Source organism: Bradyrhizobium sp. SZCCHNRI20481, from assembly GCF_032485055.1.
GTDB lineage: Bacteria > Pseudomonadota > Alphaproteobacteria > Rhizobiales > Xanthobacteraceae > Bradyrhizobium.
In genome coordinates, this window is the sequence record NZ_JAUEUE010000005.1 from 413189 (window position 1) to 433040 (window position 19852).

Annotated in this window: 17 protein-coding genes and 3 pseudogenes; 14 read left to right on the forward strand and 6 right to left on the reverse strand. The window is 59.9% G+C overall.

All coding sequences use genetic code 11. From position 1 onward, the window contains the following. Positions 1 to 42: 42 nt before the first annotated feature. The 5 genes from QX132_RS10740 to QX132_RS10760 form a co-directional block, all read right to left on the reverse strand. Positions 43 to 828 carry a class I SAM-dependent methyltransferase gene (locus QX132_RS10740; RefSeq protein ID WP_316161068.1) on the reverse strand — a complete coding sequence of 262 codons (786 nt, stop codon included), beginning with the start codon at positions 826 to 828 and terminating at the stop codon, positions 43 to 45. A 170-nt stretch (positions 829 to 998) separates the two neighbouring features. Continuing rightward, entirely contained in the window at positions 999 to 1817 is an 819-nt protein-coding gene (locus QX132_RS10745; protein WP_316161069.1) for a GntR family transcriptional regulator, read from the reverse strand. Between the two features lie 84 nt (positions 1818 to 1901). Next, the gene (locus QX132_RS10750; RefSeq protein ID WP_316161071.1) at positions 1902 to 2834 is read right to left on the reverse strand and encodes an ABC transporter substrate-binding protein; all 933 of its coding nucleotides are present in this window, start codon (positions 2832 to 2834) and stop codon (positions 1902 to 1904) included. Between the two features lie 976 nt (positions 2835 to 3810). Further along, positions 3811 to 4548 (reverse strand): class I SAM-dependent methyltransferase, encoded by a 738-nt coding sequence (locus QX132_RS10755; protein ID WP_316161073.1) that lies wholly within the window; start codon positions 4546 to 4548, stop codon positions 3811 to 3813. Beyond that, positions 4545 to 4814: a hypothetical protein gene (locus tag QX132_RS10760; RefSeq protein ID WP_316161074.1), complete on the reverse strand. Its 270-nt coding sequence runs from the start codon at positions 4812 to 4814 to the stop codon at positions 4545 to 4547. The genes QX132_RS10755 and QX132_RS10760 overlap by 4 nt, the downstream gene beginning before the upstream one ends. 338 nt (positions 4815 to 5152) lie before the next feature. Between QX132_RS10760 and QX132_RS10765 the strand changes: the two are divergent. The 14 genes and pseudogenes from QX132_RS10765 (at position 5153) to QX132_RS10825 (ending at position 19333) form a co-directional block, all read left to right on the forward strand. After that, a pseudogene (locus tag QX132_RS10765) lies at positions 5153 to 5721 on the forward strand (transposase). A 736-nt stretch (positions 5722 to 6457) separates the two neighbouring features. Beyond that, positions 6458 to 6574 (forward strand): annotated as a pseudogene (locus QX132_RS10770) (IS5/IS1182 family transposase); the annotation flags it as partial. Between the two features lie 986 nt (positions 6575 to 7560). Continuing rightward, positions 7561 to 7953, forward strand: coding sequence for a winged helix-turn-helix domain-containing protein (locus tag QX132_RS33050; RefSeq protein ID WP_410052858.1), 393 nt, complete (start codon positions 7561 to 7563; stop codon positions 7951 to 7953). A gap of 175 nt (positions 7954 to 8128) precedes the next feature. Then, positions 8129 to 8908, forward strand: coding sequence for a LuxR family transcriptional regulator (locus QX132_RS10775; protein WP_316161075.1), 780 nt, complete (start codon positions 8129 to 8131; stop codon positions 8906 to 8908). A 460-nt stretch (positions 8909 to 9368) separates the two neighbouring features. After that, positions 9369 to 10604, forward strand: a complete 1236-nt coding sequence (locus QX132_RS10780; RefSeq protein WP_316161076.1) for a hypothetical protein — start codon at positions 9369 to 9371, stop codon at positions 10602 to 10604. A gap of 2 nt (positions 10605 to 10606) precedes the next feature. Beyond that, positions 10607 to 11824, forward strand: a complete 1218-nt coding sequence (locus QX132_RS10785) for an aconitase/3-isopropylmalate dehydratase large subunit family protein (RefSeq protein WP_316161113.1) — start codon at positions 10607 to 10609, stop codon at positions 11822 to 11824. Positions 11825 to 11858: 34 nt separating this feature from the next. Next, the gene (locus QX132_RS10790; RefSeq protein ID WP_316161077.1) at positions 11859 to 12365 is read left to right on the forward strand and encodes a hypothetical protein; all 507 of its coding nucleotides are present in this window, start codon (positions 11859 to 11861) and stop codon (positions 12363 to 12365) included. An 11-nt stretch (positions 12366 to 12376) separates the two neighbouring features. Further along, on the forward strand, positions 12377 to 13315 hold the full coding sequence (locus QX132_RS10795; protein ID WP_316161078.1) for an isocitrate lyase/phosphoenolpyruvate mutase family protein: 939 nt from the start codon (positions 12377 to 12379) through the stop codon (positions 13313 to 13315). Positions 13316 to 13333: 18 nt separating this feature from the next. Next, positions 13334 to 14179, forward strand: a complete 846-nt coding sequence (locus QX132_RS10800; protein WP_316161079.1) for a hypothetical protein — start codon at positions 13334 to 13336, stop codon at positions 14177 to 14179. Further along, the gene (locus QX132_RS10805) at positions 14176 to 15219 is read left to right on the forward strand and encodes a type II glyceraldehyde-3-phosphate dehydrogenase (protein ID WP_316161081.1); all 1044 of its coding nucleotides are present in this window, start codon (positions 14176 to 14178) and stop codon (positions 15217 to 15219) included. The genes QX132_RS10800 and QX132_RS10805 overlap by 4 nt, the downstream gene beginning before the upstream one ends. After that, on the forward strand, positions 15213 to 16157 hold the full coding sequence (locus QX132_RS10810; RefSeq protein ID WP_316161083.1) for a D-isomer specific 2-hydroxyacid dehydrogenase family protein: 945 nt from the start codon (positions 15213 to 15215) through the stop codon (positions 16155 to 16157). The genes QX132_RS10805 and QX132_RS10810 overlap by 7 nt, the downstream gene beginning before the upstream one ends. Next, positions 16154 to 17296: an isocitrate/isopropylmalate dehydrogenase family protein gene (locus QX132_RS10815; protein WP_316161084.1), complete on the forward strand. Its 1143-nt coding sequence runs from the start codon at positions 16154 to 16156 to the stop codon at positions 17294 to 17296. The genes QX132_RS10810 and QX132_RS10815 overlap by 4 nt, the downstream gene beginning before the upstream one ends. Positions 17297 to 17304: 8 nt before the next feature. Continuing rightward, a complete protein-coding gene (locus QX132_RS10820; RefSeq protein WP_316161085.1) occupies positions 17305 to 18435 on the forward strand; it encodes a hypothetical protein in 1131 nt (376 codons plus the stop codon). Between the two features lie 91 nt (positions 18436 to 18526). Then, a complete protein-coding gene (locus tag QX132_RS10825) occupies positions 18527 to 19333 on the forward strand; it encodes a class I SAM-dependent methyltransferase (RefSeq protein WP_316161086.1) in 807 nt (268 codons plus the stop codon). Positions 19334 to 19716: 383 nt separating this feature from the next. On the opposite strand, the pseudogene QX132_RS10830 reads toward QX132_RS10825, so the two are convergent. Further along, positions 19717 to 19852 (reverse strand): annotated as a pseudogene (locus QX132_RS10830) (IS3 family transposase); the annotation flags it as partial.

Sequence of the window (19852 nt, forward strand, 5' to 3'; positions counted from 1 at the left end):
GGGCGGCCAAGTAGGTCGATTCGGCAGGGAAGCTCGTCGGACTCAGCGGCGTTGCGCGATGAGGACTTGCGATTCAATGACTTCCACGACGCCGCCAGCCGTTGCGAATGGCGACATCTCCATCGTCAATTCCTGCGCGAGCTGACCTGAGAGAGCGCCCAGCTGTTCGGGCGAAGACGTCGACATCGATAGTGCGCGATCGATCAGGCGAGCGACCGGCACGAGACGCTGCTCAACGACGCCGATTCTGGTGAGTTGACTGAAGCGCGATTCCAGAAGGATCGTCTCGTGATGCAAGCGCTCGGGTGCGAAGCCGACACTCCTGTTGGTGAAGCGATCGACGACGTCCGAGTAGCGCTTGTACCAGGCGTTCTGCGGGACATCGGGACGTACGTCATTGAACAGCATGACTGCGCCGCCCTCCTCGATCAATGGGTCGAGCTTTCGCAGCGTATCGGCGCGATCCATCCAATGAAAGGCGCGCCCAATCGCCACGGCGCGAAAGCGGCCGAGTTGCGGGCTGAGGTCGAACGAGCTGCCTTCGATCAGCTCGATCTCGACGGCCGCCGCGGTGGCGATCGCCCGAGCAGCCTCAAGCATGGCAGGCTCCGGATCTACTCCAATGACCTCGCCGACCAGAGGCGCAAATGCGATGCCGAGCCACCCTGGTCCACAGCCGAGATCCATCAATCGGTGGTCCTTGGTCAGACGAAGGTGATCCGCCACGACTTGGATGAGCGCGGGTGCGTAATTCGGTCGCCCGGCCACGTAGTGAGGGACCGTCGATTGAAAGCGAGGGAATGAAGGAGAAACTGGTTCGGACGTCATCTGTGTCGTTCGGCCGCCGTGCAGAGGCGCATGTCTTGTGACGCCTTCCGGTGTGGGCCGGTCCGCTCACGGCGGGGCCCCATGAGATCGAGAGCGCTTCTCCTTTGCACGCCCACCGAACTGCCAGTTTGGACGGGCCGTGCTTGGGACTTGGGGCGCCTGCAGACAGGCTAGAAGTCTTTCAATGGCATACGAAGCTCGTAGGTTGCAGGTGGTGCTAGCAGCTCGAAGTGCTGAATCGGACGTCCGGCGCTGTCGAAATGAATGCGCACCACCTTCAAGAGCGGTGCGCCTATCGCGACATTGAGGCGTGCTGCGACGATGGGATCGGCTGCAGCTGCCGTCACAATCTGCTCGCCGGATGCGAATGTGATGCCGAAGCGCTGCAGAATCGCATAGAGCGATCCCCCTTCCATGTCTTCAGGAGCAAATTGCCGTCCGATCGATTCCGGAATGTAGGTCGTAACCTGCATGATTGGCCAGTCATTCATGTAACGGATGCGAACTGTTCGTTGGAAAAGGTCGCCTGACTGGGCTTGGAAGTGCTCGCGAACGTGACGAGGAGCCACCTTGAATTCGAATTCGACCACGTGAGCTCGCGTTGTGCGCACAATCTCCCTGTTTCGAGCAGCGAGGTCCATCATCGGCAGGGTGAGAGGCTCTGGCTTCGAGAGCTCCCGCACGAATGTGCCGATACCCTGGCGGCGTTCAATCAGTCCGAGCTCATCGAGGGTGTCCAAAGCTGCCCGAATCGTCACGCGCGAGACGCCGAAGAGCACAGCCAGATCCGCTTCCGCCGGCAACACTTCTCCAGGTGCATAGCGGCGCTCTGCGATTTCATCCTGCAGAACCAGGAACACCTGATGATGAAGCGGTATATCGCGCCGGCGTCTTGCGAGGATCGCGGGCCGTCCTTTTGGGGGCTGGGCCTCATCCGCCGAAGGCGTCTTTCGCGCCGTTTTCTTGACGACCGAAGCAGAGGCGTCCAAATGCCGCGGAACTCGGGGCGCCACAACTTAGCCTCGATCCCACAGTGCCGCAGGCGTGTTCATCGGCCCGAGCTCTCCGCGATGCTATTTCGATGCTAGCGTCTGGAGAGCCTTTTCGACGAATCTGTTGGTAAATGTCTCGGCGAGATCGACCTTCACGCCACGCAATTGTGGGTCGACGGTCGACAACACCTGAAATGCGATGCCCGCGCCCTCGGTGCTGAACCGTCCATCGGGGGAAAACATGTCTCGTGTGCCCCGGATGGAGGCGAGAAAGATGTTTCGATCGGGTTTGGTCCACTCCTCCGGAAGCGCATCGGCGATCTCATCGACGGATGCGCGATCGATCCACTGCAGGGCGCGCACCATCGCGAGAACAAAGGCCTGGAGTGTATCGGGATTGCGTTCGATGAAGTCCGACCGCGCGTAGATCGTCCCTGACGGATAAAGGCCGCCATAAATGCCGATTGTGCCCTCGTTGGTGCGAGCGTCCGCGACTAGTTTGACGTCACCTGCGGCTGTCAGCGTCGTAAGCGCCGGCTCTCCCGTGACGACCGCATCAACAGCGCCGTTGCGGATCGCTGCGACGGCACCTGTGCCACCTCCGACACTGACGAAGGAAATATCGGCTGGGGAGACACCAGCTCGCAAAGCCATGTACTCCACCATGAACTGCGTTTGGGACCCCAATGCCGTGACCCCGATCTTCATGCCTCTCAGGCTGCCTGGGTCGCGATATTCCGCAGCCTTCTCCTTTCGCAGAGCCAATGCGAATGTCGGATGTCTGCCAAACAGCACAACCCCGACGATCTTTTGTCCCTTGGCATGCATCTGAATCGTGTGGTCGAAAGCGCCAGCGGTGAGCTCAGCACTTCCTGCCACCAGAGCCTGGAGCGCCTTGGATCCGCCGCTCACGTCAAGAAGCTCCGGGTCGAGGCCCGCGTCCCTGAAAAACCCAAGGCGCTCGGCAAGTGTGACCGGTGCGTATTGTAGGAACGCCTTCCCGCCGATCGTCACTCTGACTCTGGACGTCTCGACAGAGTTGCCCGCCCAGGCCGAATTCGCCGAGCCACACAACGCCAATAGCGGAAGCCCGAGAAAACTACGTCGCTGTAACACTGGTCGGGTCTCGCGAGCGTTGGGAAGGGATGCGTGCCGGTAGTGAACTTTTTCTCACGATCCGATCACATTCGAATCATACGAGCGATCATCCGCACGAGCAAGGCAAAAGCTCGCCGAGGTTGCGCAAGTCGGATGCGCGCGGCGCGATAGTCATCAAAAACTGCCACCAAAACTTGTCGAAGTAGTTGATGGACGTCGATCGTGGCAGGCACAGCCGGCTGTGCAATGAGACCGAACTATTCCACGTGCTCAAAATCGCCCGGTTAGCCCTCGATTGAACTGCAAGATCGTGATCACCAGTCAAGTCCGCGGGCCGCAAAAGGAGGGGAGCCTGGAAGCCTTCCTGCGGTCGAAATTGCCGTTTATTGATCTCTCCGCCGGGAGATTTAAGGAGCTTTGTCCCGCAATGCAGGACCATGCGCAAAAGTTTGGCCGTCTTGCCGACAGTTCCGAGGCCAGCTGGCCGACTTGATGAAGATCGCGACGATCGCTGCTGTGGAGAGAGTGGTCTCGACCTTTCGCCGAGGATCCAAGTCGTTCGGCTTCTCTGGTGCGGCGAGCTTCGCCTGCTTTAGAGGAGACTGGCGGGTCGCTCCTGCGAGCGCCGGCAGCTTCGCATTGCTCGGAGCCTGACGGATCTTACGATCGGTCTCCAGCTTCGCAATCCGGCCTCGGGGGATTCGGCCGAGAGCGCCGCCGCCGGCTAGCCGCACCGGTACGGAAGCTGCCACGCCGTTGCTGTCCGGCGCGCTTCGCCGGCCAACGGCGATGAGACGAGAGCGGTCAGCTCAACAAAATGATCACAGTCCCGACTTCATCAGGCCATTCGATCGGAAGTCGCGAGCTGGCCGAGTTCAGGCGGTAGTCGACATCAGGCTGGGACGTCCGTCTTGCGGGTCACCCAGACAATACCGGCGCGCTTACGGCAGACGAACGAGAGGACCTCCGCGGCCGCTGGCAGGTGCGCGAGCAACGACAGCCCGGTCCATCCTGCGGACTGAATCCGGAATCCCATAAAGTCCGCCTCAGCGGAGGCTGGAGCAGCCCCAAAGGCCGATCGCCACCATCTTCGCAACTCACGCGGCGAGTAGTAGAAAACGTCAGTTTTGAGCTGCCGCAGCATAAAGTCAGCCCACTCTTTGCTGCTCTTGCCTTCCCGATAGTAGCCGAAGCCGAGCTGATGCGCTACTCGCATGTAGAGATGTGCCAATCGCTCAGGCATGTGATGCACGAAGTATAGTCCCACGTGTCCCTCGAACCACGACGTGCGGTCAGGAAACAAAGCCAGGAAAGCCCCTCCGGGCTTAAGTACGCGCGCGATCTCGGAGACCGCAAGCTCCGGGTCTCGCACATGCTCGAAGACCTGGTTGGATATGACAACGTCGAAGAACCCATCATCGAAGTCGAGGCGTCCATTGCGGAGCGCACGGAAGTGCTCAGGACGTTCCCAAGCCGCCGCATCGAGGTCCGCTCCGAAGAACTCGTAGCCCGCCTTTCGTCCACAGACCACCACCTCGCCGCGCCCGCAGCCGTAGTCCAAGACGCGGGGACGTTCAACGCCTGATAGCGAAAGTGCTCGTCGAAACACAAACTCGTAATTCGGGCTCATGGACGGAGACTTCGCAAAAACAGCGCGCCTCTGCAACACAATGTTTCCGTGTGTGACGGCAGGTTTCGAATATCGCTACTTTGAACGAGCCGGCCAAATTCCTGCTCCAAAGGCGCTATGGCGTCGGTCAGCTGCCAGGGATAATTGTTACCGATAGTGTATCCGCCATCGGCAGCCCGGATGCCCGAAGGGGCTAGGCATGTTTCCATCCAATCCGGGTTCATCTGTGTCGGATGGCCGATCAGGCGCACGATGCCGATATCCATCCTTGCAGCCATGTCAGGTGGGTTCGCCAGGCTGAAACACTGAAGGAAGACGCTGGCCAGGTTGGCGCTGCGACGCTGGCGGGGGCTAGCGGACCTGCGAAGCTCAACTCGCCAAAGTCTACTCCGCCTCTTCTTGATATGAAACAGTATATCCAGAATGCCGTCTGGCATCCTCTTGCTACGGAGAAGGCGCTAGTCACGCCCGTCGCCATTGTGCCCCATGCCCTCGCCGATATAGTCGATCTGGCTCCCATCAATTCCGTGTCGATGACCTCGAGCGCCAGCAGGCGCGGTCCCGCGCGCCCACGCGAGATGAAACGGCGGGCGTGGCGCTGGACGTGTCCACGCTCGCCGACTGGATCGGAGCGGCGGCTGCTTCATTGATGCCGCTGGTGGAGGCGATCCAGGTGCTTACGAACGTGCGCATCCATGCCGACGACACGGTGCCGGTTCCAGCCACGAGCAAGACGTGCAGCGGCCGGGTATGGACCGACGGCATCTTGCCGGCTATGCTAGACTAATGAAGGCGGATGCCTATGCCGGCTTGAACCGCCTATCCAAGGCCTCGCGCAAGCCGGTTCGATCATCGAGGTCGGCTGCCGGGTGCATGCAAGGGCAAGTTATTCGAGATCGTGCGGCTGAAAGCACGCGCCGATCGCAGCCCGAAGTGATCGCGAAGTTCGATGCGCTGTTCGCGGTCGAGCGCGAGATCAACACCCTATCGGCCCACCAGCGCAGGGCCTTGCGCAACAAGCGCAGCTGCTCGCTAATCGAGAAGCTTAAAGCTTTCCTCCGCGAACGCCGCGCCAAGACGTTCGGCAAGAGCGAGACCGCCAAGGCAATCGACTACAGCCTCAAGCGCTGTGAGGTTTCACATGCTTCGCCGATGACCCTTGGCGGAGCATGAGGAACAATTTGAGCAACTGCTCAGCAGCTAATCTACCAATCTCGTGAGGAGCAGGTCAATTCGGATGATCTTCGCTGCACCTACCTAGGTTGATAGTTGCATGCGCAAATCATCCTGTGATCGAAATGAATTCATGGAGCAGGGCTGCTTGTCGTCAAATCGGGAGACTGCTTCCCGCGGGCAATCGGCTACTCACTCGGCACGATGTCGCCGCGCAATCGAAGCGACTGCATATTGAGGAAAGCAGTGATGATCAGAAAATCGGTTCCGATCCCGCGATCTGCTTATGACCAGTCGTTTGGCCTGGCGCTGTCGGCCATTCGTATGCTCTTGCGACCGCACTCGCTCGATCGCAGCGTGGATCGTCCGAGCTGCTACCGCTACAGAGTCCGCAACGTCTGATAATACGATCGCCGGTGATCTGGAAACCAAATCAGATACTGCGAACCACATTCTACTTCTCGTGACTGGCTTAGATCTGGCGCCAGGAGATCCGGTTTTCACCGCTACTCGGACCCCCGTGAACGGCGGAGCTGTGATTGGATTGAGCATGTCGTCCGCGGTCGGCGATGGCCATTCGTTCTGTCTCCTTATGTCATATTTGCTTGAACAGTTGGCAGTCGCACCTCCGTCTCGTCTATCCCCAGAGCAAAAGCTGGATGAAATATTCAATTCTAAAACGCCAGATTCGTAGATCGAATCTGGACAACAGCTTCCGCGTCAAGCGCGCTTTCATCTTAAGCATTTCAGGCGCATCGCTACCCGCTTCGATAAGCTCGCGCGCAACTTCCTCGCCGCGGTCGCTCTCGCCTCAGCGCGCCTCTGGAAAAGAGTGTATGAGTCCACGCCCTAGTTATCTCTCCGCGCGGTATTCCAGCAGTCGAGCCAACTGCCATCGTGGAAGAGCTTACGAAGTCGGATGGACGATCGCTCGATTTGATCGAGATGCCGTCTCAAGGAATTCGACAGAAACCCTTGTCAGAGGATTATCCGGAAATAGGTGCTTGGTCGTTTTGCAAGGACAGGGATTTTGAGTGAAGGCCCGCCTCCGGATGGAGGAGGGGGCCACGACATAGTCCGCGCGCCGGTTTACGACGACGACTTCGCTGTAGCTGTATTCGGCGCATGGAACGCAAATGAATGAAAGCATTGCGGTCGCCGCACGCCGGTGATGCCCGTCCATGACGACATTTGCTGATAACTCAATGCGAATCGGATCGCTCAAATAGCTGAGGGACCGTATCAGATCCACGACGTCAATTTCGTGATCAGCAATAGTCGATTCGGATCGCAAGAGCTGATTGCTGGACCGCTCGCCTGAACAAGCTGCGTTGAATATCATTGATGCTACCAGGGTTGGTAGTATCGGCTTGCTGGCCTGGCTCGTACTATTTCGGCGGTGAGGCGAGATGCCGTGGCTTTGGGAAACGGGAGCGTCAGATGTCGTCGCTAAGGTCTTCGGCTCCTGTCCCTGGCGAAGACACAAAATCGTCGCTAGAAATGAGCCACGCTGAGAAGGGCGGGCTGAACGAACCATCGTCCAATGGGCCGTTCGTGGCAGGTCTCGACGCCAATAAGATACGCCAGATCGCGCTGTTTGACGGGTCTTCAGTATTGGCTGAATGTTTGCGAATGTTGAATGCCCAGCTCGTCTATTGTGTGCCCCTCGTACCGCCCGAACCATCGTTAGACCGAATAGGGGGTGGTCCTATCGAGGGTGGGGGAAGCGCGGACGACATGGCGGAACCGTCCGGCGATCTGGCCCGTGGCGCGATGTCGTCGGCTCCGGAACAATCGACTACTGAAGCCCGGCGATTCCTCACTTGCTTAGATCTGCTCATGGATTTGCGGGCTCAGCTCGTTTATCGGAACGCTCGGCGGATCAAGCTCGGTCCTCTGGAGTTTCACCCTCTTGAACATTTTCTCCGTCATGCCCGATGCGTGTTTTCAAGAAAAGAGCTGCTCAAATCGGTATGGGGGCGAAATCTCCACATCGTGACCCGCACGACGTCCATGTCGCACGTCTGCGCAAAGCGCGCAATGCGGCAGGATTTCCTGGCTACATGTGGACGGTCCAGACGCGCGGCTACTACTTGGACTATCCCGACTAGTGCGGCCGTTATCGGCGTTGCCCCCCTCGAGAAGGCGAGAATCCTCGTCGGTAAAGGGATCATCCACAATAAAGGCGGCACGCAGTGTCGGGAAGCGCGAGCGATGCACCTGAACGGTTAACGACATCATAAGGCGGTCTGCCATCTGCTGCGACAATCTATCGTCCAGAAGATGAAGACGGCGCCGAACCAGATTGACGGTCTGAGTGCTGGTTTCACGCACATCATCGGCTGTCGGACAGAGTTCGGCGCGTTTGTTTGACGCTTAGTAACAAACGGCTCGCTGGGTTATCGTGATGTCCGTCGGTGAGTTCATTGAAAGATCGGAGAGCGCAAGATCTCCAGCGGAGCTGTTTTCCCTTCTGGTTGGTGCGGCGGAAATGGAAGGGTTTGGTTTCGTCGCATATGGTGTGCTGACCTACCGGGAGCCAAAACAGTTCATGAAGCCGCTGCCGCCCTTCATCGCACTCAACTATCCGATCGGCTGGCAGCAGCGCTACGAAGAGCAGAAATATTCGGAGACTGACCCGATTGTCATTCACTCTCCTTATATTGGCCGGCCGTATCTATGGCGATATTTGTCAAAGTGGTTCTCTCTGGATGAGCTGCAGCAGCGAACGATGGACGAAGCGGAGGCTGCCGGATTGAAGAACGGAGTATGCGTCCCACTTCATGGACCCTGGGGAAAGGTCGCGGTGGTCTCCTTTGCTTCGTCGTTCGCGGACGCGGATCCCCAGGGCCGTCTTGGCTATCTGGCGGTCCTCGCGACGCAATTCCATGCGTCGTTCATCAAAGGGGATCATGATGTATGCGGTGAGCCGATCAGCTTGTCCGAACGTGAAAAAGACTGCCTGCTCTGGACGGCTGAGGGCAAGTCGTCCTGGGATATGAGCGTGATCATGGCGATCAGTGAAAGCACGGTCAACTTCCATCTCAAGAACGCGATGCAGAAGCTCGGAGCGGTCAACAGGACCACAGCCGTCGTCAAGGCCATCCAGTTCGGTCTTGTCCGAATGCCGAGCATCAAATGGGAGTTCATGCAGCCAAGCAGGGCCGGCCGAGGTCGCGTAAGATGACGGACCATCACCAACCGGGTTGATGCTCCTGAGCAGTTCCTCCCAACGGCAGATCGAGCGATCGCCGTCATCAGGGCGGACAGGGTGAGTTCCATCCGCCGGTGATCCGGCATGCCGCTGCAATTTCAGCCCAACGGATCCGAGACGCTTTCAGGCGCGGCCAGCGCTCGGGCACCAGCGGTGCGCCTCTGGGACTACATCGAACGGAATCGCCAGCTCTCGCGCACCTTCAAATTCTCATGCGTTGAGATCGAGACGGCGGTGTGGTTCAGAGACATCAATCTCAGGCCGGCAATCCTTTCAGGTCAGAATGCGCACGGTCGTTCATGCCCGATTCGTCCATGCGTGACGTCTCATCACCGGAACGTCGATCGTGCCCTATCAATCTTTATAGGTGTCACGATGACGTCGTCGACGTAGGCTGGCCGCCAGCATGAGGGTGTTAAATTGAAATCGTCGCATGACGGCTCTCTCGAAAAATCTGAAGCCACTCAAAACATCACGACAAAATGCATGGAGCGGAGACGTGCTGATAAACCAGGATATCGTGCTCGAGGACACCACCCTTCGCGACGGCGAGCAGGCGCCTGGCGTCGCCTGGTCCAAAGAGCAAAAACGGGAAATATTTGAAGCATTGGTCCGTGTCGGCGTGAAGTGGATCGAAGTCGGGATTCCGAAAATGGGCGGAGATGAGCTCCGCTTTCTCAGCGAAGTCGTCGAATATAAATCCGAACTGATGCTGGTCGCGTGGAATCGAGGCGTGCGGGATGACGTCAAGCAATCTCTCGATCTGGGATTTGAAGCCGTCCATATCGGACTGCCGACATCCGACGTTCATCTCAAGCAGAGCGTCGGCAAGAATCGGGCATGGGTGCTCGAGACTGCCAGCGATTTGGTCAACTACGCGAAAGATCGGGGTGCGTTCGTTTCGATCAGCGCCGAAGATGTCGGACGCACGGACGAAGCCTTCCTCGTCGACTATGCCGGGCGCCTGAGCGAATTGGGCGCGGACCGCATGCGACTGTCCGATACCATAGGGATCATGACCCCAGAAAAATACGCAAGGAAAATCGAGCTGGTGAAGAGCTCCGCTGAGGTCGACGTGCAATGTCATTGCCACAACGATTTCGGGCTCGCGGTCGCCAACACCCTCGCCGGGCTGAAGGCTGGAGCGAAATATTTTCACGTCTGCGTCAACGGGCTCGGTGAGCGAGCCGGCATGCCGGATCTTGCCCAGATGGTGATGGCGCTCAAGAAGCTCTACGATGTCGATTTGAAGATCGATACGCGCGGTCTGCGCAATCTCTCCGAGGTCGTTTCGCAGGAGACGAGGGTCAAATTGCCCCCGTGGGCGCCGGTGGTTGGTGACAATGTCTGCGCCCACGAGTCGGGAATTCACGCCAAGGGCGTGCTCAACGACAGCAATACGTTCGAGCCGTTCTCGGCCGACGAGGTCGGGGGAACGCAACGCATCGTCATCGGGAAGCATTCCGGGCGCGCTGCCGTCCGATCATGCGTGATCGATGCCGATCTGGTGCTGAATGACGACGTGCTTTTCAGATGCCTGGAGGCCGTTCGCGCGGAGGCCATTCGAAAGCAGAGCGCGCTCGACGCGACGGAAGTCGTCGCAATCTATCAGGAGCTGTTGGAGACGGCGTCCGGTCGTCCCGACTCGAACCACGAGGCGAACATCTAATGATGGTGGATCGCATTATTGCCAGTCGCGTTTCGTGTCGATCGATCGCGCCAGGAGAGATTATGACCGTCCCGGTCGACCGCGTCTATCTCCAGGATGGCAACTCCCCAACGATCGCGAAGTTGTTCGCAGACAACGGCCTGAACCGGGTGTTCGATCCGGCCCGGATCGGCGTGTTTTTCGACCATTCGGTGATCTGGCCGAACGCAAGCATTGCGGATCGGATCAGGGAGGCCATGGAATTCTCAAGGCGTTATGAGCTGAAGGTGTTTCGCGGTGGCGAGGGCATCAGTCATGTGGTGGCAATGGAGGCCGGGTGGTTTGCACCTGGTTCCATCGTGCTAGGGACCGACTCCCATACCTGCACGGGCGGTGCCAATGATTGCCTGGCTCTCGGCATGGGTGCTTCGGACGTCGCCGCCGCCATGGTCACGGGCACAACATGGCTGAAGGTTCCGGAAACCGTGCGGTTGGTGACATCGGGATATCCGTCGTCTCATGCCCGCGCGAAGGATGTCGCTCTTTATGCGCTGGCGAAGCTCGGTCAGGATCGCTTCCTGTATCGCTCGATCGAGTGGTGTGGCCCGTGGGTCGAGACGCTGTCATCCGACGCGCGCGCGACGATTGCCAGCATGGCCGTTGAGATGGGAGCCAAATGCGTATTTCTCGATGGTAGCCAACCACGAAAGCTGCTATCTGATCTGATGGAGACAGGCATTGCTCCCGCGGAGGAGATTGAGCTCGAACTCCACGATCTGCCTCCCTTTGTCGCCAGACCCCATTCGCCGTCGAACGCGATTCCCTTGCCGAGTTGTGAAGGCCTCGACGTAAATTACGTCTTCCTGGGATCGTGCACCAATGGCCGGCTTGAAGATATCGCGGAGTTCGCGTCAGTCGTTCGCGGACGTACCATTCACAGTCGAGTCCACTGTCTGGTGACGCCGGGATCCCGGCAGATCTACCTCGATGCGGCGAAGGCGGGCTACGTCGATGATATCATGACCGCCGGCGGCATCGTCACGCCTCCAGGATGCGGCGCCTGCCTGGGAACACAGGGCAGCATCCCCGCAGCGGGCGACCGAGTGGTCTCGACCATGAATCGCAATTTCATCGGGCGCATGGGAAATCGGGAAGCGGATATCTTTCTGACCTCACCATTGGTCGCGGCATATACGGCGATCCTCGGATGCCTTCCGCGTCCGTCGGACCTCGGCGCATAACTGCTTCTCAGATCTCGATCTCAAGGAGATGACTGTGAGCCTTCCATCCCGTGGGCGCATCCGGTTGATTCGCGGCGTGATATCGACGGACGACATCATACCCGGAAAGTACAAGCATATGTTTGTCGATCCGGGCGAACTTGCAAAGCACGTGTTCGAAAACAACTGTCCGGATCTCGGCGCCCGTCTGAGCAATGACGACGTCCTCATTGGCGACTCGATTTTCGGCATCGGCAGCTCGCGCGAACAGGCGCCGGCCAGTCTGCTGGCCGCCGGGGTGGCGGTGGTGATTGCTCCGCGCTTCGGCAGGATATTCTATCGAAACGCCTGGAACGTCGGCCTCCCGCTCATCGAGGCGTTTGTTCCGCACGACGAGACCGAGGAGGGCTCGTACATCGACATCGATTGGGAGCGTGGAAGCTTCATGACTGCTGCAAGGACGGGGCGATTTTTTCCGCCGTCGCCGCATTTGGTGGCGATCACGAGAGCGGGAGGCCTGATAGCCCATTTGAAAGCGAATTACGCCAACGCCGTTCGTTGAAAGGAAAAGGCATGACAACCGAGCATATGAAGCCTGGGCAGAAGCTGGTTGACCTTCTCCGCTCCCGCGGCATGCGATTCATCGAGGTTCACAGCGGATTGTCGACCTTGATTGCGTGTCGGGCTCGCTCGTTGCGGACCGGCCGCGGATTTGACGGTTTGTGGGTCTCCAGCCTGACCTGCTCGGCGTCTGTCGGGGTTCCGGATCTCGAGATGATCGGAATCGACAGGCGACTTGATACGATTCAGCAGATCGCGGCAATGGCGGATCTGCCGATCCTCGTGGATGGCGACACGGGCGGCTCGCTGTCCAGCTTGCGCTATCTTTGCACGACATTGCGGCGCGCCGGGGTCGGCGGCGTCGTCTTCGAGGAAAAGACGGGTGAGAAGCGCAACAGTCTTGATGCGCCCGATCAGAAGCTCGCACCGCCGGAGGAGTTCGCCGCGCGAATCCGGGCGGCGGTGGACATGGTCAGCGCCGATGAGCTGATGGTCTTCGCCCGGCTGGAAGGCTACAACGCCAGTCTGGCAACCAGGGAAATCGTCGAGCGCGCCGCTCTGTATGTCGAGGCCGGCGCGTCCGGAATCTTCATCCATTCCAAGAGCAAGCAAAGCGACCAGGTTCTCGATTTCGCGAGGACCTTTCGGGCGCTCGGATATAAGGTGCCGATTATTTGCGTGCCAACGACGTTCTACGCGACGACCGCGTCGCAGCTGTTCGAAGGCGGCCTTTCCGGCGTGATCTACGCCAATCAGCAGCTCCGGGCCGCTGCAGCGGCCATGACTGAAACGTGTGGGGCAATTCTCGAGAACGACGGCGTATTCGAGCTCGAGAACACGATCATGCCGACCAAGCAGATCTTCGATCTGGTCGGGTACACGCTGGAGATATCGCGCGTGGAAAAGCTCGCACGAGGCGCCGACGGGTTGGCGCCGAGTCTGAATTCCTGAAATAGCAGAGAGCTTGAAATGCGTGATGAACCATATGTCGCTGCACTACCGCCACGACGGGAGAATAGTCGGCGCGAGGCCGCGACATATCGAGGCCTTCAGGACATTGTCGGCTGCGCCGAGAGGCTGGTCGCGTCGACGGATTGGCAGGGGCAAATCCTGTTAGGCCAGGACGGCTCGCTGAGGCTGTCGACCAACGCCGGCCACGCGATCGAGCTCGCACCGCGATCCCTGGATGTTGCGTCATCCCCGTCCTACGTCTGGGCTCGCGACGTCGGCACCGATGCCGCCTGCTTTGAGGTCCCGTCACCCGCCGAGGTCGGATCGCAGGCCGTCCTGGAAGCCCTTTGTGGTTCGGAGGCCGACGTGATGGTCTTCGTGCCGGCGCGGCATGATGGACCGATCGATGCGATCGCCTTGACCTCTCCGCCGCGATTCTATCGATCGTCCGGACGATCGTGGACGACGCAATGCGTGCACGTGGCCCAGAGCCGTTGCTGGGTACTGCGAATTGTCTGTCCGCTCACGGAGATCTCGCTTGACGACATCGCATCTCGCCTTCGCCAGCATCGTTACCTGCATGTCGCAGACCAGGATATCGCGGACACGGCGCTGCTTTGCGAATTCATGGCCGATGTCGGCTGGCCGGACCTCTGGTTTCCGCAGGTTGTGGTGTTTTCCGCGCACATCTGCGGCACCGGCCGCAGCAGCAATGCCGTGGTCTGGGCCGCCGCTACGCCGGCCTGCATTGCGCTTTACCTGTGCGATGCCATTGGTGCCCTGGCTCATCCCGGCCAGCAAAAGACAGAGGTGGCGCGAGCGCTCCACCAGGCCCTTGAGCGGGTCCGGAGCGCCCATCGATGACCGGGCAGACGGATCGGCACATTGGAAAAAAGCGGATCGGGATTGTCGGTCTGGGCACGATCGGGCGTCGGGTCGCAACGGCGGCGATGTGGCAGCCGGACATGACGGTGTCCGGGTTTGCTGCGCCGCGGATGTCGCCCTATTTGAGGGCGTTCGCGCACGTGCCCACCTACTCCGTCGGCGCTCCATTCGAAGGCGCCGCGGATGGCGGCCTCGAGGCATTTCTCGACGGCGTCGATCTCGTCGTGGATTGTGCGCCTCGCGGCTCGGCCGAGGCGCGCAAGGATCATTATGTAAAAGCCGGCATTCCGGCGGTGTTCCAAGGCGGCGAAGGGCAAGAGCTCGCCGACATCAGCTTTTGTGCGAGCGTCAATTTCGCCCAGGCGCGCGGACTGCGCAGCGTCCGGGTCGTAAGCTGCAACACCACGGGTGTCGCGCGGGTGTTTGCGGTCCTGCTCGGCATCGCCGGAGCGTTCGAAGCAAGACTGGTCCTGGTACGATCAGCAACGGATGGCGACAAGGCACACAAGGGCGATGCGGTGGGACTCAGCGCCGAGCACGGGCTCTCGCATCATGCCGAGGATCTGCGCGCATTCTGGCCGACGCTGCCGATCACGAGTCTGGCGATCAAGGCGCCGACTAATCGCGGGCACCTCATCAGCGCGTTCCTACGCTTCCAAACGCCGCCGGATCGCGGCGCTCTGCTCGCCGCGCTCGCGGCGACACCGCGTATTCTGGTCGCGGATGGCGCGATCTCGACCCGTCGTCTTCGCGAATATTCGGCCGGTCTTGGCCGGTGCGATTGCCCGAGCGTCGTAGTCTGGGAAGCTGGATTGGTCGTCTCTGGGCATGATGTGGCGATGACCCTTGGAATCCACATGGAATCCATCGTCATACCGGACACGATCGATGCCTGCCGCGTGCTTCTGAATCCCGGCATCGCCGCGCCGGACTCGATGGCGATCACGGATCGGACGCTTGCCGTTCCAAGAGGCCGTGCGACATCGCACGATGACGAAGAGAGAGGCCAACCATGTTGATCGCAATGCAGGGCATCTACGATCCGCTGCTGCGGGAACGGCTTTCACAGCATCCGCGCGGCCTCGAGATCGGGACATTCGCGGAGGTCAAGTCGGAGCGACGGCTTGCGCAGATCGAAATTCTGGTCACGCGAAGCAATCTGACGCTGAACGCCGATTTGATCGACAGGCTGCCCGCGCTCCGGCTGGTGGTGAAGGCCGGCTCGGGTACCGACAATATCGACGTCGATCGTCTTGCCGCCCGTAATGTGCGAGTGATTGCCACCGGCGGTTCGGAGCGATCGGTTGCCGAGTTGGCGATCGGATTGTGTCTTGCATGTCTCAGACACATTCCACTCCATGACAGGGCGTTGCGGGCAGGCTCGTGGGGCTCGAAATCCGCCTTCGTCGGCAGGCTTCTGCAGGGGCAGCGTCTCGGTATCATCGGCTTCGGGCGGATCGGGCGAGAGACCGCCGCTTTGGCGCATCGGCTGGGCATGACCGTCATGGCGTTCGATCGGTCGCCCGATCGGCCGGAAAAGCAGCAAGCAGCCGAACAGCTCGGAGCGATGCTCTGGTCCGACCTGGCGCTGATGACAACCCATTGCGATATCGTCAGCCTCCATCTTCCGCTGGTTCCAGGGGCGCCGCCGATCGTCAGCAAGGAGGTCCTGGAAGCGATGCCCGCGCATGGGGTCCTGATCAACACGTCCCGAGCCGCGCATGTCGACCGCGCGGCGCTGTTTGCTGCCTTGCGGGCCGGACGGATCGCCGGCGCGGGGCTGGATGTTCAATATGACGAGGGCGGCAGCGGCGACATCGACCTGATCTCGCTGGAGAATGTCGTATCGCTGCCTCATGTCGGCGCGCAAACCACGGAGACCCTCCGGGCGATCGCGGAAAGGGTGGTCTCGATCATCACTGAATATCTGGCGGAGCAGGTCGAGGTCGAGACATGAAGATCGTCGTTTATCCGGGTGACGGGGTCGGCCCTGAGATTGTTTCGGCGACGCTCGTCTTGATCGGCGATCTCGACGCTCATTTCGATCTCGGCCTGCAAATCGAGCGTCACGACATCGGTTTGAGCACGCTGTCCTCCATGAAGACAACGTTTCCTCCCGCCGCTCGTGAGGTGGCAAGTCAAGCGGACGGCATTGTCCTTGGTCCTCTTTCGACTTCGGAATACCCAAGTCCCGAGTCCGGCGGCATCAATGCATCGGCATGGCTTCGCCAGAATCTCGATCTGTTTGCCAACGTGCGACCGGTACGCTCGATCAGAAGCCAGCGTCGCAGCATCGAGGATTTCGACGTCGTTCTGGTGCGGGAGAATACCGAAGGCTTTTACGCCGTCAGGACCATGCATGCGGGGTCGGGGGAATTCGCACCGGATGCCGATACGGCATTTGCCTTGCGGAAGATCACCGCGGCGAACTCCGCCAGAATCGCCGATATTGCGATTGGCATCGCGGCCGGACGGGGGCGGCGCGTGACGGCGGTTCACAAGGCCAATGTGCTGAAAATCACCGACGGTCTGTTTCTGCGAGAGTGCCGGGCGCGAGCCGCGGCGTCTGGCTCTACAGTCTACGGCGAGCTCATCGTCGATGCCGCCGCGGCGGCCCTGGTCTCGCGTCCGCAGGATTTCGATGTGGTGGTCACCACCAACATGTTCGGCGATATCCTGTCAAACCTGCTGGCGGCCATGGGCGGCGGGCTTGGCATCGCCGGATCGTTGAATTTTGGCGCCACGCGCGTGATGGCGCAGGCTGCGCATGGCTCGGCGCCGGACATCGCCGATCAGGATCGCGCAAATCCGACGTCGATGTTCTTGTCCGCCGCGATGCTGCTCGAACATCTCGGCAGTACGAAGCGCGCTCCGGACCTGGCCTTATCTGGCGTGCTGTTGCGAAACGCGGTCTTTGCGTGCCTGGAGGCGGAGGGGCGCAACGTGACGCGGGATCTCGGCGGTACGCTGGGGACGGCGGCCTTTACCGAGGTCGTGCGCCACGCCTTGTCTCGCTCATTGACGGCAGCTGCGGCCTTGACCCGTGAGCCGCCGGTTCGCCGAGGTGACGCCCTTGATGCCTCATCTACAGTGTGATGTCCCCGATGACCCGTCCCGTACACCGAATCAGTGGCTTCTTTCTCACATCCAAGGGAGTTCGTTTCGGCGAGCTGTGCCACCAGGGTGGAACTTTTATCTCCATGACTGCGGAGCCGCGAACGCCGGATGCCAGGGATGACATGTTTCTGCCGGGCTTCGTTGATCTTCACGCTGGAGGGTTCGACGTCATTCAGGGTGAGCGGGCAGGCGTCGACCGGTCCCTGCATCGCAATCTGCTTCATCATGACGCGCTGATGGCGGCCGCCGGCATCACCACCGGACTGACGACGGTCGCCCTCGACAATCTCGAAAACGACGGCACTGCAATCGAGCGGGCTATCGAAGCGATCGACCTGCTGAAGGAAGCGATCTCGTCCGAAGGGCTGCGCAGCCGTCACATGATACATCTTCGATGCGAATTGACGGATGACGGCGTGCTGGAAGCGGCCCTTCCGATCATCGAGACGTATAGAGACCAGATCGCGGTCGTATCCGCAATGGATCACAGCTGCGGCCGTCGCCAATTCCGATCCCGCGAGAAGTGGCGAGAGGCGGTTGCCGCCCGCCTGCGCCACGACCAGGGGCGAATTGCGGCGGCTTTCACCATGCGGGCGGAAGCGGCTGTGACGCTGTATTGGCAGCGGGCCGCGGAGCTGGCGGCGAGCGCCCGCTATTACGGTGTGCGCTTCATGACTCATGACGATGCGACCGCGCAGGATGTCAAACGATCGCATGCGCTGGGCAGCCAGCTTTGCGAGTTTCCGACCACATTGGAGGCGGCCAGCGCAGCCGCCGGGCTCGGCCTGCCGGTCCTCGCCGGCGCGCCGAATTTCGTGCGGGGCGAGTCTTATGTCGGAAACGTCTCGGTTCGCGATCTTCATGCCGCGAGCGCGCTGTCGATACTCTCCTACGACTACGCGCCGTTTTCACTGATCGAGGCGGCCGCCAAGCTGTTTGATTTGGGAGACGCTCAATCCATCGGCCGTTTCCTGAGCGGGGAAGCCGGTCGCTTCCTCGGCTTGCCCATCGATGACGGGCTGCAGGCAGGGCAGCCGGCCGATTTCATTCGTGTGCAGCAAAGGGGCGGTACGGCAAGGGTGGTCGAGACCTGGCGAGGGGGGCAGCGCGTGGCTTAGGCCCGAGAAGCATTGTCTACGAATTTGCAAGCGCAGCAACGTCCGTGACTGCCGAGACACATCTCGGTCGTCGAAAAACGAGGGAAGAGCGATGATCAATCTGGGTCACATAGATAGCGGAAACGCGTTCGACTTCGGAAACATTTCCGAGGATTATGCAAAGTTCCGCGACGTGTATCCGGAGGTCTTTTTCCAGAAGATCCATGACCTCGGCCTATGCAAAAAGGAGCAGACCGTGCTGGATTTGGGAACGGGCACCGGCGTCCTGCCACGCCACCTCGCCAGATATGGCGCCAAACTGATCGGCGTCGATATTTCAGAAAATCAAATCGCGCAGGCACGGAGACTGTCTGCGGGAATGAATATCGAATACATCGTCTCGCCGGCCGAAAAGGTCGACTTCCCCGACAAGACCTTTGACACCGTCATGGCCTGCATGTGCTTCACCTATTTTGACAAGTCCGCGCTGCTCTCTCGTCTCTTTCGAATGCTCAAGGACGATGGGCGCTTTGCGATCATGTCGCTCGTATGGCTGCCGGAAGAAAGCGCCATCGCCAAGAGAAGCGAGGAGCTCGTCCTGAAATATAATCCTGCATGGAACGGCGTGGGCTACACTCGCGCCAAGTTCGACAGTGACGGAGTTCCGACGACCTATGGCGTGGACATGTCGCTGGGATTTGAGGTGGATACGTCATTTGCATTCGACGTATTCCTCCCGTTTACGCGCGAGACGTGGCACGGGCGGATGAGGGCGACGCGCGGGCTCGCCGCATCATCGCTAACGCCGGAAAAACTCGAATCGTTTGAGCGGGAGCATCGGCGTTTTCTGAATGAACAGCCGGAATCGTTTGAGGTGCTGCATTCAGCGACCTTCTGCATCCTGAAGAAGCAGCGGTGACCCGACCGGAACTTCGGCTCACGATCAGCCGGATGATCGCGGCGTCGTGCTGTCGTCGCCTCGAATTCGGCTCGTTTTATCGTGAGCTCTTGTCATCGACGGCTGGCATCCGGCGGCAATCGAAATTTTGCCGCGGGATGACAACACGTGCGTTTTTCCGGCGGCGGCAAACGCATGTAGTCCCCGTAATTGAATTGCAAAAGGCCATCATGGTCCTTGATGCCGGAACCATATGATTTTCAAATCGGATGTCTTCCAGGTCCTCGAGCCACTTGATCGGATATCCGAAGGTGCGGCCCTTGGGCGTGGGAAAGGCATAAATTAGGATACGAACCAGCTTGGTTTCATCCCACCTCCTCGTGAGCTGACCTTGCCCCCAAGTTTTATCCAGATCTGAGTTCGTTCGGGCGGTTGGATGTGCCCATCTGGGCGGTGGTAGCGGCGGGAGCTGGCGCGGAGCTCTCGGCATAGCGCAGCGCCAGATCCCGACGCGGATTGCAGGTGGCGGCGAACTCGGAT